The organism is Anaerolinea thermolimosa (assembly GCF_001050195.2).
GTDB lineage: Bacteria > Chloroflexota > Anaerolineae > Anaerolineales > Anaerolineaceae > Anaerolinea > Anaerolinea thermolimosa.
Genome location: NZ_DF967965.1, coordinates 48,449 through 60,134, shown reverse-complemented (window position 1 = coordinate 60,134; position 11,686 = coordinate 48,449). Strand labels below are relative to the sequence as shown.

The following is an 11,686-nucleotide window of genomic DNA, read 5'->3' as shown; positions in this document are numbered from 1 at the left end:
GGAAAAAAACCCGTAAATCACCCCAGAGTCACGCCACTCAGTCGGCGATTTTTCTGCTCAACTGTTCCATGCGCTCGATGAAAAGCTCGATGAAATCCCTTCCACGCACACCAAGTGCCACCTTCATGTTGGGTGGGTTTCCGGTCATGCGGTAAAAGTCGGCAAACGTCTTCCCCATGGAAACGCCCCCCTGAATATCCACATCCACGAAGTGTTCTTCGTACACACACAGCTCCGGCGCAAAAAGGAGCGCCAGCGCCAGTGGATCGTTGATGACACAGCCCTCGATCTTCTGGTAGGCGTCGTGGAACTCCATATAAAAGCGAGTGGCATCGGCGATAAATCGCGGAATGGGAGAAGCAATTTTGAGCAGGCGCGCCACGTCACCCGGGGTAAGGATACACTGATAGGTGACATCCAGGGGAACCAGAGTCAGGGGCACGCCACTGTGATAAACAATGTGTGCCGCGTGAGGATCGACGTACACATTGAACTCCGCCAGAGGGGTGGTATTCCCCTGATGACGAATCGCCCCACCCATGATGATCAATTCGGCAATGGCCGGAATGATACGTGGTTCGCGGCGCATCGCCAGCGCCAGGTTGGTCAGCGGCCCAATACACACCAGGGTAATCTCCCCGGGGGCGGCCAGCAACCGTTCGATTAAGAAATCAACCGCGTGCATGGGATGGAGCGGGGTAGCCGGAGCGAGCAGGCGGGCATATCCCAGCCCACTTTCACCGTGCGTTTCGGGGGCAAGCAAAGAGGGCTGCACCAGAGGGCGATCACAGCCAACTGCCACCGGAATTTCAGCCGCATGCGCCAGTTCAAGCACAGCGAGGGCATTTTGCGCCCCCTGCCAGCTGGAGCAATTCCCATGCACCACCGTCAGGCCTTCTACCTGCACCTCAGGGGATGCCAGCGCCAGCAAAATCGCCAGTGCATCATCAATACCCGGGTCCGTATCTATCAGGATTCGACGGGAGGCCATGCACATCATTCTAGCACAATCTTTCCCCAAATCGAAATTTCTATGATATACTGACTCATCCGCGCGAAATCAGATAGTTTTTATCTCTTTCGACGGGGATGGGCTGAGGTTCGCCTTGGCTCAATTTTGCCTAAAGGACCTCTTTTGAACTTCGATACTTTTGCTTTTCACCCGCAGATTCACGCGGGCATCCGTGCTGTTGGTTACTCCACTCCCACCTCAATCCAAATGCGCAGTATACCTCCCATTCTGGAGGGGCGTGATGTGCTGGGCCTGGCTCAAACCGGCACCGGCAAAACGGCCGCCTTCGTGCTTCCAATTCTCGAACGCCTGATGCACGGCCCGCGCCGACAGCTCCGCGCGCTCATTCTTTCTCCCACCCGTGAACTGGCCCAGCAAACCCACACCGCCATCCACACCCTGGGGCAACAGACCCGCCTGCGCAGTCAGACAATCTACGGCGGGGTCAGCCCTGTCCCTCAGATTCGAGCCCTGCGGGGTGGAATTGAGATTGCCGTAGCCTGTCCCGGGCGTTTACTGGATTTGATGAACCAGAAAGTGGTCAACCTCAGCACGGTCGAGGTACTGGTGATCGACGAAGCCGATATGATGTTTGATATGGGCTTCCTGCCCGATATCCGGCGCATCCTCGCCGCGCTGCCCGCCAACCATCAGACGTTGCTCTTCTCTGCCACCATGCCCGACGAAATCCGTTCGCTTGCCAGAGACATCCTCAAACAGCCGGTAACCGTGGAGATCGGCGCTTCTCGCCCGGTAGAATCGGTCAGCCATGCCATTTATCCGGTAGAGCAGGCCCATAAGGTGGAATTACTCAAAGCTTTATTACACCAGTCGGGCGATGGGCAGGTGCTGGTCTTCACCCGCACCAAACATCGCGCCAGTAAACTGGCCGAAGTACTCGCCCGCGAAGGGTTCGCTACCGCCTCGTTACAGGGCAATCTATCGCAGAGCCGCCGGCAGGAAGCCATGGAAGGGTTCCGCAACGGGAAAGTGCGTGTGCTGGTAGCCACCGATATTGCCGCCCGCGGGATCGACATATCGCAGATCGCATATGTTATCAACTTTGATCTTCCCGATACTACTGACGCTTACACCCACCGCATTGGCCGTACCGGCCGCATGGCTCACCATGGTACAGCGTATTCCCTCGTCACCCCTGAAGACACCCCCATGGTGCGCTCCATAGAACGCCTGATCGGTCGTCCTCTCGAAAGGCGCACGCTGGACGGATTCGAGCCGCAGCCCCTCAACCCACCCGCCCCGCGCCGTGAGGACAAAGGGCCATCGGCCACGCGCCGGAGCACACCGCCCAGCGGCAGACAGCCCTACAACCACCGCCCGGTCGGTAAAACCAGCCGCAGTCGATGGAACTGATCGTCTCACCTGCTTAAATCAAACGGGGTTTGCGTTTCAATGGCGCAAACCCCGTTTTCACATTTCACAGATCAGTTTATCCGTGCTTCTGCTGAAAATCAGCCATGAACTCGACCAGAGCACGGGCCGACTCCACCGGTAGCGCGTTGTAGATCGAAGCGCGCAAACCGCCTACCGAGCGATGCCCCTTAAGCCCCACCAGGTCTGCCTTCTTGGCTTCCTTGACAAAGAGGTCTTCAAGTTCTTCGCTGGGCATACGGAAAGGAATATTCATGATCGAGCGCGCCTCTGGCACGGCATGGCCGCGGTAATAGCCGCCGCTCCCATCAATGGCTTTGTAAATCATCTCGGCTTTTTCCCGGTTGATCTCATACATGGCGTTTAAACCGCCCAGGTCTTTCAACCACTTCAACACCAGCCCCACCATATAAATAGCAAAGCAGGGCGGTGTATTGTGCAGAGAACCACTCTCGGCCATCACCTGGTAGTTGAGAAGAGCGGGCAGGTTGCCGGGCACGCGCGCCAGCAAATCCTCACGAATGATGACAATCGTCACCCCTGCGGGGCCGGCGTTTTTCTGCGCGCCGGCGTAAATCAGCCCATACTTAGAAACATCCACCGGCTGGCTTAAAAAATCGGAAGACATATCACACACCAGCGGCACGCCCTCGGGAACCGCCGGTTCGCTCTTAAACTCCACGCCGTGGATCGTCTCGTTATGGCAAAAATGCACATACGCCGCCTTCGGATCAAAAGAGAGCTCCCCTTCAGCCGGAAGACGGGTGTAATTTTCCCCTTCTCCATTGAAAGCTGTGCGTACCGCACCGAGCTTGGCGGCTTCTTTCATGGCAGTGCGGCTCCACGAACCCGTGACAATATAATCAGCCGAGGCACCCGCAGGGCGCAAATTCATCGGCACCATGGCAAATTGCAGGCTCGCGCCACCCTGCAGGAACATCACTTTATAATTTGCCGGGATACCCATCAGCTCGCGCAGATCGGCCTCGGCCGTTTGAATAATGGCCTCGAATTCTTTGGAGCGATGACTCATTTCCATGACCGACATACCCGTACCCGCATAATCCAGCAGTTCGGCCTGGGCCCTTTCCAGAACGGGCAGCGGAAGGATCGATGGTCCAGCATTGAAATTATGGACGCGCTTAATGGGGCTCATATTTTCACCTCTTGAGAGATAGGATGAGGTCTTCCCTGAACGGGCGAATCTGGGTTTACAATGAACATTGCGAAAAATGATGATATGATCATAACCCATTTTTGACCGATTCGATACCTGTTTTTTCGGTCTTTTTCAACGAACCCACCGCACACCCGCTGAAATTTGTTCACACACGACTCTTTTTCCTCCGTCCTGCGTTTGAATCTATAAGAAACCTTGAGGATTCGCGCACCTTGATCGAGACCAGAACCCTTCCCGACCTCGTCACCCGGGCACAACGTGGCAGCACCGAAGCCACCGGCCAGCTTTACGAGCGCCATTACCAGAGCATTTTTCGCTACCTGGCTTATCGCACCGGAGACTTGCGGGCAGCCGAAGACCTCACCGGCGATGTCTTCCTCAAAATGCTGGAGGCACTTCCGAACTTCAGGGTGGGTACGGCTTCGTTTCGCACCTGGTTATTCCAGATCGCCCGCAACCTGGCCATTGACCATTACCGGCGCAATCGCAACCGCCCCGTCCAACCCCTGGAAGAGGTTTTCCCTGCAGACGGTGAGCACCCCGAAGATGTTGCTCAGCGCCAGCTCACCGGCGAACTGCTGCGCCAGGCTCTCTCTCGCCTGCCTGATGATCAGCGCGATGTGGTGCTCATGCGCTTTGTGGAAGGAATGCCCCTCGCCGAAGTAGCCGCCGCCCTGCATCGAAGCGAAGATGCCATCAAAGGCCTCCAGCGGCGGGCACTCATCAATCTGCGCACGCTCCTCGAATCGATGGAGGAAAACCATGGATCAAACCGATAGCTTGCTCGAAGAAGCCCTGCGTCAACTGGACTCGGGCCAGCCCCTGGATCAGGTGCTGGCATCTCTTCCCCCGGATAACCACGAACTGGCGTCTCTGGTGCAAACCGCTGCCGCCATCCGCAACCTCGATCACCCCCGGTTACAACCGGCATCAGCCCACGCACAACGACAACGTGTGCTGAATACCGCGAAAAAAGGGCAGGCCACCCATCGCTCACTGAAATGGCCCCGCATGGCCACTTCTCTGGGACTGGCAGGGGTGGCGCTTCTCGCCCTGCTGGCGGTGCTGGTCTTCCGTGCGCCTGCCAGTGCCCGCGCCGCCACCCTCACCGATGTTCAAGGTGTGGTTGAGGTAGCCTCGTCGCCAGAAGCCGGAGATTGGACGATTGCCACCGAGGGTCAATCCATCCATCAGGGTGAAGTGGTACGCACCCGGCCCGATTCAAGCGCCCGGCTGGTCTACTTTGAAGGCAGCCAGACCCTGCTTGAGGCGGACTCTGCTGTGCTCATCGAGGCCCTTTCCGGTAGTTGGGGAAAGGTTCTCAAAGTACAACTGCGTCAGCTTTACGGCCAGACCGATCACCGGGTCGTTCCCTTCCAAAACAAAAATGCCTTCTACCGGGTGGAAACACCTGCAGGTATGGCTGAGGTGCATGGTACCGTCTTTGGGGTAGATGTCGATCCCACAGATGGTGTCTATTACAGCGTGGATCACGGTAAAGTGGCAGTCTCCCAGCAGGGAGCGACGGTCTTCCTGACCGCCGGGCAGGCCACACTGGTAGAGCCTCAGAGCACTCCCGAAGATCCCTCCTACGCCTTCTACATTCAAGGGCCGATCGAATCCATGGAGGGCGAAAGCTGGGTGGTGGGCGGCACCCCTGTTACTGTAGCTTCGTCCCTGACCACTGGCTTCCAGCCGGGCGACTGGGTTGTCATTCGCGGCCGCATTCTCCCGGATGGAACCTACCTGGCCGACCGAGTCACTTACGCCAAGAACGAGCAGGTGAAACTGCGGTTCACAGGGGTCATTGAGTCCATCGGCGATTCCAGCTGGATCATCGGCGGCAAGACCGTGCTGGTCAACCACGAAACAGAAATCGATGGCGATCTTTCAGTTGGGGACGTGGTTAGCGTGAACTACCTCATCCAGCCCGATGGCTCATGGCTGGCTAAGGAAATTGAGGCGCTGGAAAACGAAGAGCACCCCACACCTACCCCAACCTCCACGGCAGAAGAAAGCCCCACCCCCGAAGAGTCCGAAACTCCCACTCCCGAAGGTTCTGAGGCTCCCACACCTGAAATCACCGAAACTCCTGAAGCCACACCCACCCTGACCCCCGAACCCACCCTGGAAAGTAACCGCGCCGGTTGTGAGAATGGAACATGGCAACATCCAGAAGGCTTGAAACTCGCAGCCCGCTGGGGCGTCTCTTACAATGAGATCATGAGCTGGTTCTGCCAGGGCTATGGTTTTGGCGAAATTGATCTGGCCTACGAGCTGGCCATTCAGAGCGGCAAACCCGTCACCGAAGTGTTCGCCATGCGCGCTTCAGGCATGGGCTGGGGCAACATTAAAAAGGCCCTTGAAGCCCAATCCACCGCCCAACCGCCTCGTGAGAAGCCCACTCAGAAGCCCAAACCCAACAAGAAACCGTAATCTTCAGGGCTTCCAGTAGATAGAAACCGCACGCCCGGTAATGCACCACCGGGCGTGCTTTTTATTAATAACTTCTCATCCAAATCTGTAGAAATCTACATTGAACTCTGATTTATCAGCGATACAATGAGGGTCAATTTGCCTGACCTGGATGACAATGTCAGATCAACGATGGTTAAGCCTCAGTGATGCCGCAGCCCTGCTGGGGGTGCACACCAGTACGGTGCGAAAGTGGTCCAATGAAGGGAAACTCCCCGTCCACCTGACCAGTGGAGGTCATCGCCGCTATCTGCTGAGCGAAATCGAACTGTGGCAAAAGTCGCGCATCAGTGCTGAGGCCATAGATACCTCTTACCTCCTGCAAGAAATTCTCCGTTCAGTGCGATTGCAGATTCAGGAACTCTCGCTGGAGAAGGAAACCTGGTTCCTTCGCATGGACACCGGTACCCGGGCGTACTTTCGGGAAAGTGGCCGGAACCTGGCACGCACGCTGGTAGCTTACCTGACGGTAGAAGGGGAAGAATCAGTAGCTCAGGCGGGTGCACTTGGGTTTGAATATGCGGTACACTGCCGCAGGCTGGGTCTGACGGTCAAAGAAGCCGCCCAGGTCTTTCTCTTTTTCCGGCAACAGGTGCTCGAAGCCCTGGGAAAGGCCTATCAATCTGCCTGTATCACCTCGCCGGTCGCCTGGAATGCTTTACTGCAAAGGTTTTCTCATTTTTCGGATCAGGTATTGATTGCCATTCTGGATCATTATGACCAACGCGAACGACATGTTCCCTGAACCCCCGCGCCGCTCTCATCGCTTTAAAGCCTCAGGCGTGAGCCGCTGGCTCATACCCGTCTTCCTGGGGATTCTTACCCTGGGGTTACTTCTCACCCTCGCCATCGTGATAGGTTCGGTTACCGGTCTCACCCCCAATCCTTAACCCATGGAGGTTGCATGAACCCCTTACCCCTCGCCTCAACTGCAGTTACTTTCGCCTTCACCGTCGCCGTTTTTCTCCGCTATCTGAATCGACGTGGCCTCCATCTTTTACTCTGGTCCATCGGGTTATTCCTGTATGGCCTCGGCACGCTCTCGGAAGTGCTCCTCTCCATCAGTTTCAACCCTCTGGTGCTTAAATTGTGGTACCTTTCGGGTGCCATGCTGACCGCAGCCTGGCTCGGGCAGGGCACCATCCACCTGCTCGTGCGCCGTGCGGGAATCGCCCGCGGGCTGACTCTGGCCCTGGGAGTAGTTTCACTGGCAGCGGTGCTTTTCCTGGCCGCGGCGCCCATCACCTCGGCAGCAGGGTCGTTTCAACCCGCCCTGCCTGTATCCAGTCAATATAAAGAGATTCTGGTGCGCAGTGGAATCATCACCGCTCTGACCATCCTGTTGAATATTTATGGCACACTGGCCATGGTCGGCGGCGCCATTTACTCGGCATTTCTTTTCTGGAGAAAGCAGGTGCTCTTCAACCGCGTGCTCGGAAATATCCTCATCGCCGCGGGAGCACTCTCTCCGGCCATGGCAGGGTCACTGGTCAAAGCCGGGCTGGTAGATGCGCTGTATCTTTCTGAATTAATCGGTGCCGCAGTGATGTTTACCGGATTCCTTCTGGCCACCCGGCAAATCGATCCGGTCAGAAGGAACGTCACTCACCAGACCGTTTCGCCGGGATGATTTCCATCTCCAGGGAGGGGCGCTTCTGGTTATAATTACCTCATGCCCTATACCTGGTTACTTTTCGATGCCGACGGCACGCTTTTTGATTACGACAGGGCCGAAGAAAAGGCCCTCCTGGCCACCTTTCGGCAATTAAATATCCCATACCAGCCGGCCTACGGGTCTCTCTACCGCCGCTTCAACGCGGAGGTATGGGAAGCATTCGAGGCCGGGAAAATTTCTGCTGAACGCCTCCGCGTCGAACGTTTCGCGCGCCTTCTGGAGGCCATCGAGGTTCACGCCGACGCGCTCGAATTTTCTACATGCTATCTCCTCAACCTTTCTCACGGCACCGATCTGATGCCCGGCGCCGTTGAAACTTTGCAGGCTCTCAAGCCAGTCTACCGGCTGGCACTCATCACCAACGGCCTCAAAGATGTACAGCGCCCGCGCCTGCAACGCGCCGGAATGGCTCGTTTTTTTGAAGTTATCGCCATCTCTGAAGAAATTGGTGCGGCCAAACCCGATCCGGCCTTCTTCGATGCGCTCTTCGCTCAGCTGGGAAATCCCCCCCGGGAGCAAGCCCTGGTCATCGGGGATGGCCTGACTTCCGATATTCAGGGAGCTTTGCAGTACAGTCTGGATGCCTGCTGGTACAACCCGCGCTACCTGCCACCTCAGCCTCTGTATCCGGCCAGGTTCGAAATTCATCATCTGGAAGAATTACCTGCCCTGCTCAACGGCCAGGTTAATCATTCATCACAAGGGAGGGAACCATGAAAGACGTTTTGCAGCTTATCTTTTCCCGGCGCAGCATTCGCCAGTATCAACCGCGCCCCGTGCCCCGCGAACTTCTCATAGACCTGTTACGCGCCGCCATGGCAGCGCCCTCTGCCGTCGACAAGCAGCCCTGGGAGTTTGTAGTCGTCACCCGCCCCGAACGTATGGCTGAACTCCAGGCCGTGCTACCCTACGCGCGATACAACGCCCCCGCCGCGATTGTGGTTTGCGGGGTGCCCGAACGCGCGCAGAATGAACCAACCGGCAGTTACTGGGTGCAGGATTGTTCCGCCGCCACCGAAAACCTGCTCATCGCCGCTACCGGCCTGGGGCTTGGAACCGTTTGGACGGGTGTGTATCCCGTGACTGAACGTGTCCAGGCAGTGCAGAAAGTCCTTGGCCTGCCCGAGGGGGTGATTCCCCTGGGGGTCATTCTCGTGGGCTACCCCGCAGAAGAGAAGCCTCCGCGTACCCAATACCGCGAAGACAGAGTGCACTGGGAACAATACTAATCTCAAAGCGGGTGCCCCTCTGGCACCCGCTTTCTGAATTATATAGAGCATGGTATCTTACTTATCCCACCAGGCCAGTAAGCAACATACTGAGAGCGAGCGTTGCCAACCACGCCCCGCTCCAGAATGAATCCCCGTTCTGGGCCGCGGTATAGAGCCCAAAACTCGCTGTTACTGCCAGGATCAATGCCACCAATTGCACCTGAAGCCGGTATTTCTTACGCCACGAAGAATTGGAATTGGGCGGAACTCCGTTCATGACCACACCCCAAGCCAGAGAAAAAGGACCGTGAGCAGGGCTACTCCGGCCACAGGTAACAGGCCGTAGAATAAAATTGGGCGCATTACCACACTCTCGTTGTCTCCCAGCCCCACCGTAGAGCATCCAACGATCACCTTGGCCGGTGCCATGATAGAGCCGAGCGACCCTCCCGCCGTCTGTGCCGCCAGGATCAGTGGCACACTCAATTTGAGCAGTTCAGCGGTGCGCATCTGCAACAGTGCAAATAACACATTCGAGTTGTTATTACTCCCTGTGATAAATGCCCCCAGTGCCCCCAGGAATGGTGCCACCAGGGGATAAAACTCCGCCCCAAAATTCCGGCTCAACCCTTCAGCCAGCAAGTTGGTCATTCCCGTGTTCGACATGATCACCGCCATTCCCACCATGGCGACGATTCCCAGACTGGAATTGACCGCTCCACGCAACACCGGGGTGAGAATACGCTTCCATGCCCCAGGGCGGAAATACCCCGCCCGCTGGTAAATAAGCGCTGCCAGCAAGGATGAATAAAACAAGACCGCTCCCGGGTGCCCCAGAAGGTCAATTTTTCGTCCGGCTTCCGCCGGGTTAACCCAGCCGAGTGCGGTGCGCAGTTCGGGGAATTGCAGGGTAAATTGAAAGCGGTCCAGAAATGCCCGTAAAGGTTCAATCAGGTTAATGCCAAAAGCCAGGACGACCAGAATGGCGTATGCCGAGAAGGCTACGGGCAACGATCTCCGCCGACCATTTTCATCTACCTGGGAAGTCAGGCTTTGCCCGTTGGTCTGGCGATAAGCTGGCAGGCGGGTGAGCGCAAAACCCACCACCAGCCCGACCAGCGCAGCCCCGGTTGCCCCCAGCGTCCACACCCGGGCCACCACCAGCCCATATTGCGTCAGGCCCATCACCACACTCAGCAACAACACCGCCGGGAAAGTACGCCTGACCCCCTGCCATCCCCCGCCGATGAAAGCCACAATCAGGCCGCAGGGCAGGGCAGAGATGCCCAGCAACACAGCTGAAGGCGGCCCGAGCAATGTACCCGGCAGATTGGTTACGGCCAGCAGGGTTTGAAAAGAAGTGGCCAGCGATCCAAAATTAACCGCCCAGCCATGCCCGATACAGGACATTAACACTGCCTGCACCGGCGAGAACCCCAGCCCTACCAGCAACGGTGCAGAGACCGCCACTGGTACGCCGAACCCTCCCATGCCCTGCAGAAAGGAAGCAAACAACCATCCGAGCAACAGACCCTGCATGGTGCGGTCGGGGGTGAGGGCCGGGAGCATGGTACCGATCATGCGCACCGTGCCCGATTCATCGGCAATATGATAAAGCAGAAGAGCCGTCCAGATAATATAGAGGACATCCAGGCTGAGCAGAATGGCTTTGGCCTGCGTGTACGCGATCAGGCGTAGATTCGCGCCGAAAAAGAAAAACGCCACCAGAACGGCAACAAACCAGGCAATGGCCCCCGCCTTACTCCCCCCCCAACGAAGACCGAGCATGAGCACAAGCACAATAATCACCGGCGAAAATGCCAGCAGCCATGTAAGCAAGTTGAGAGGCATGGGCGGTATTATACTACGCACTCCGAGAGAAGCGTCTGAAATTTTCGGGGCTACAGAGAGTGATCTGATGTTATAATTTGTAAAGAGAATCCCCTCAGGGAGCTGAGCGCGCGGTTCTTTATCAGATGATCGCCCTTCCAGGGCCCGTAGCTCAGTGGCAGAGCGCGCGGCTCATAACCGCTTGGTCGCAGGTTCGAACCCTGCCGGGCCCACTCGTCCGTGTCCTGTTAATGGAGGCAGGTTATGGTTACACTCCCCACGTTTCTCCCGGTTTCCGAAGCCGCCCGCAAGTACGGGCTGGACGAGGCTCGCTTGCGGGCCCTGATTGAGAAAGGTAAAATCAGGGCGGGAGTGATCGCGGGAGAAATGGTCGTGAACGAAGATGAAGTGCGAGGTGAAGCTATCCAGGAAAAAGGCCTCCGCAAAGAGGATTTGCCGGAGTGGAAAAAGTACGCATACCTGAATAATGTTGAAATAGGCTTATCAGAGGCGGCAACTAAATACAATATTCCACAAGTCACTTTATTTCGCTGGTACAAGAAGGGTATTATTACAGAAATAAGGCGAGCAGTAGTATCTGGTGGTGAAAAAATATTCCTCAATGAGCAAGACGTGGCTTATTGTGCTGAGATATATAAACAACGGAAGGGACAAGGGAAATGGTTGTTTGATAGTAAAGGCCTTCCATATAAACCAAAAACAGGACTGTTACGACCGCAAATTTAAAAGAGCCTAAAGGCTCTTTTTTTTACTTTATGGTATTACAAGTATTGACAACATGTAATACCTTGTGCTATACTCCCCGTAGCACCTTCCCAAACCTACATCCAACTGAATGCCTCAAACACAACGCCCCGGCGTGAGGGCGTTGTGCGCCCGACCGGGGCGTT

Annotated in this window: 13 protein-coding genes and 1 tRNA gene; 10 read left to right on the top strand and 4 right to left on the bottom strand. The window is 56.4% G+C overall.

The window, feature by feature from the left end; translation table 11 throughout:
* Positions 1 to 37 precede the first annotated feature (37 nt).
* Positions 38 to 991, bottom strand: a complete 954-nt coding sequence (locus ATHL_RS00280; RefSeq protein ID WP_201797909.1) for a nucleoside hydrolase — start codon at positions 989 to 991, stop codon at positions 38 to 40.
* Positions 992 to 1,135: 144 nt separating this feature from the next.
* Here ATHL_RS00280 and ATHL_RS00275 point away from each other — a divergent pair, with 144 nt between their 5' ends.
* Positions 1,136 to 2,386, top strand: a complete 1,251-nt coding sequence (locus tag ATHL_RS00275) for a DEAD/DEAH box helicase (RefSeq protein WP_062188732.1) — start codon at positions 1,136 to 1,138, stop codon at positions 2,384 to 2,386.
* Positions 2,387 to 2,462: 76 nt separating this feature from the next.
* Here ATHL_RS00275 and serC read toward each other — a convergent pair whose 3' ends face one another.
* Positions 2,463 to 3,560: a 3-phosphoserine/phosphohydroxythreonine transaminase gene (serC, locus tag ATHL_RS00270; protein WP_062188731.1), complete on the bottom strand. Its 1,098-nt coding sequence runs from the start codon at positions 3,558 to 3,560 to the stop codon at positions 2,463 to 2,465.
* Positions 3,561 to 3,796: 236 nt separating this feature from the next.
* Between serC and ATHL_RS00265 the strand changes: the two genes are divergently transcribed.
* The 7 genes from ATHL_RS00265 to ATHL_RS00240 all read left to right on the top strand — a co-directional run bounded on the left by ATHL_RS00265 (position 3,797) and on the right by ATHL_RS00240 (position 8,963).
* Positions 3,797 to 4,363, top strand: coding sequence for an RNA polymerase sigma factor (locus ATHL_RS00265; protein WP_162787522.1), 567 nt, complete (start codon positions 3,797 to 3,799; stop codon positions 4,361 to 4,363).
* Positions 4,347 to 6,020 carry a DUF5666 domain-containing protein gene (locus ATHL_RS00260; protein ID WP_062188729.1) on the top strand — a complete coding sequence of 558 codons (1,674 nt, stop codon included), beginning with the start codon at positions 4,347 to 4,349 and terminating at the stop codon, positions 6,018 to 6,020. Before ATHL_RS00265 ends, ATHL_RS00260 begins: the two co-directional genes overlap by 17 nt.
* Before the next feature lie 157 nt (positions 6,021 to 6,177).
* Positions 6,178 to 6,804, top strand: a complete 627-nt coding sequence (locus ATHL_RS00255) for a MerR family transcriptional regulator (RefSeq protein WP_062188728.1) — start codon at positions 6,178 to 6,180, stop codon at positions 6,802 to 6,804.
* Positions 6,794 to 6,949, top strand: coding sequence for a hypothetical protein (locus ATHL_RS18690; protein WP_162787521.1), 156 nt, complete (start codon positions 6,794 to 6,796; stop codon positions 6,947 to 6,949). The genes ATHL_RS00255 and ATHL_RS18690 overlap by 11 nt, the downstream gene beginning before the upstream one ends.
* Positions 6,950 to 6,963: 14 nt before the next feature.
* Positions 6,964 to 7,689, top strand: a complete 726-nt coding sequence (locus ATHL_RS00250; protein ID WP_062188727.1) for a hypothetical protein — start codon at positions 6,964 to 6,966, stop codon at positions 7,687 to 7,689.
* A 42-nt stretch (positions 7,690 to 7,731) separates the two neighbouring features.
* Positions 7,732 to 8,451 (top strand): YjjG family noncanonical pyrimidine nucleotidase, encoded by a 720-nt coding sequence (locus tag ATHL_RS00245; RefSeq protein WP_062188726.1) that lies wholly within the window; start codon positions 7,732 to 7,734, stop codon positions 8,449 to 8,451.
* Positions 8,448 to 8,963 carry a nitroreductase family protein gene (locus ATHL_RS00240; RefSeq protein ID WP_062188725.1) on the top strand — a complete coding sequence of 172 codons (516 nt, stop codon included), beginning with the start codon at positions 8,448 to 8,450 and terminating at the stop codon, positions 8,961 to 8,963. The genes ATHL_RS00245 and ATHL_RS00240 overlap by 4 nt, the downstream gene beginning before the upstream one ends.
* Before the next feature lie 61 nt (positions 8,964 to 9,024).
* Here ATHL_RS00240 and ATHL_RS00235 read toward each other — a convergent pair whose 3' ends face one another.
* Entirely contained in the window at positions 9,025 to 9,222 is a 198-nt protein-coding gene (locus tag ATHL_RS00235; RefSeq protein ID WP_062188724.1) for a hypothetical protein, read from the bottom strand.
* Positions 9,219 to 10,796 (bottom strand): L-lactate permease, encoded by a 1,578-nt coding sequence (locus tag ATHL_RS00230; protein WP_062188723.1) that lies wholly within the window; start codon positions 10,794 to 10,796, stop codon positions 9,219 to 9,221. The genes ATHL_RS00235 and ATHL_RS00230 overlap by 4 nt, the downstream gene beginning before the upstream one ends.
* Before the next feature lie 140 nt (positions 10,797 to 10,936).
* Here ATHL_RS00230 and ATHL_RS00225 point away from each other — a divergent pair.
* Positions 10,937 to 11,008 (top strand) — tRNA-Ile (locus ATHL_RS00225).
* 31 nt (positions 11,009 to 11,039) lie between these two features.
* Positions 11,040 to 11,522 (top strand): hypothetical protein, encoded by a 483-nt coding sequence (locus tag ATHL_RS00220; protein ID WP_062188722.1) that lies wholly within the window; start codon positions 11,040 to 11,042, stop codon positions 11,520 to 11,522.
* Positions 11,523 to 11,686: the final 164 nt, after the last annotated feature.

Excerpts from the sequence above, each read along its gene's own strand:
- ATHL_RS00260 (WP_062188729.1), top strand. The coding sequence starts at position 4,347 with ATGGATCAAACCGATAGCTTGCTCGAAGAAGCCCTGCGTCAACTGGAC.
- serC (WP_062188731.1), bottom strand. The coding sequence starts at position 3,560 with ATGAGCCCCATTAAGCGCGTCCATAATTTCAATGCTGGACCATCGATC.
- ATHL_RS00230 (WP_062188723.1), bottom strand. The coding sequence starts at position 10,796 with ATGCCTCTCAACTTGCTTACATGGCTGCTGGCATTTTCGCCGGTGATT.
- ATHL_RS18690 (WP_162787521.1), top strand. The coding sequence starts at position 6,794 with ATGTTCCCTGAACCCCCGCGCCGCTCTCATCGCTTTAAAGCCTCAGGC.
- ATHL_RS00255 (WP_062188728.1), top strand. The coding sequence starts at position 6,178 with ATGTCAGATCAACGATGGTTAAGCCTCAGTGATGCCGCAGCCCTGCTG.
- ATHL_RS00220 (WP_062188722.1), top strand. The coding sequence starts at position 11,040 with ATGGTTACACTCCCCACGTTTCTCCCGGTTTCCGAAGCCGCCCGCAAG.
- ATHL_RS00280 (WP_201797909.1), bottom strand. The coding sequence starts at position 991 with ATGGCCTCCCGTCGAATCCTGATAGATACGGACCCGGGTATTGATGAT.
- ATHL_RS00245 (WP_062188726.1), top strand. The coding sequence starts at position 7,732 with ATGCCCTATACCTGGTTACTTTTCGATGCCGACGGCACGCTTTTTGAT.
- ATHL_RS00235 (WP_062188724.1), bottom strand. The coding sequence starts at position 9,222 with ATGAACGGAGTTCCGCCCAATTCCAATTCTTCGTGGCGTAAGAAATAC.
- ATHL_RS00250 (WP_062188727.1), top strand. The coding sequence starts at position 6,964 with ATGAACCCCTTACCCCTCGCCTCAACTGCAGTTACTTTCGCCTTCACC.
- ATHL_RS00240 (WP_062188725.1), top strand. The coding sequence starts at position 8,448 with ATGAAAGACGTTTTGCAGCTTATCTTTTCCCGGCGCAGCATTCGCCAG.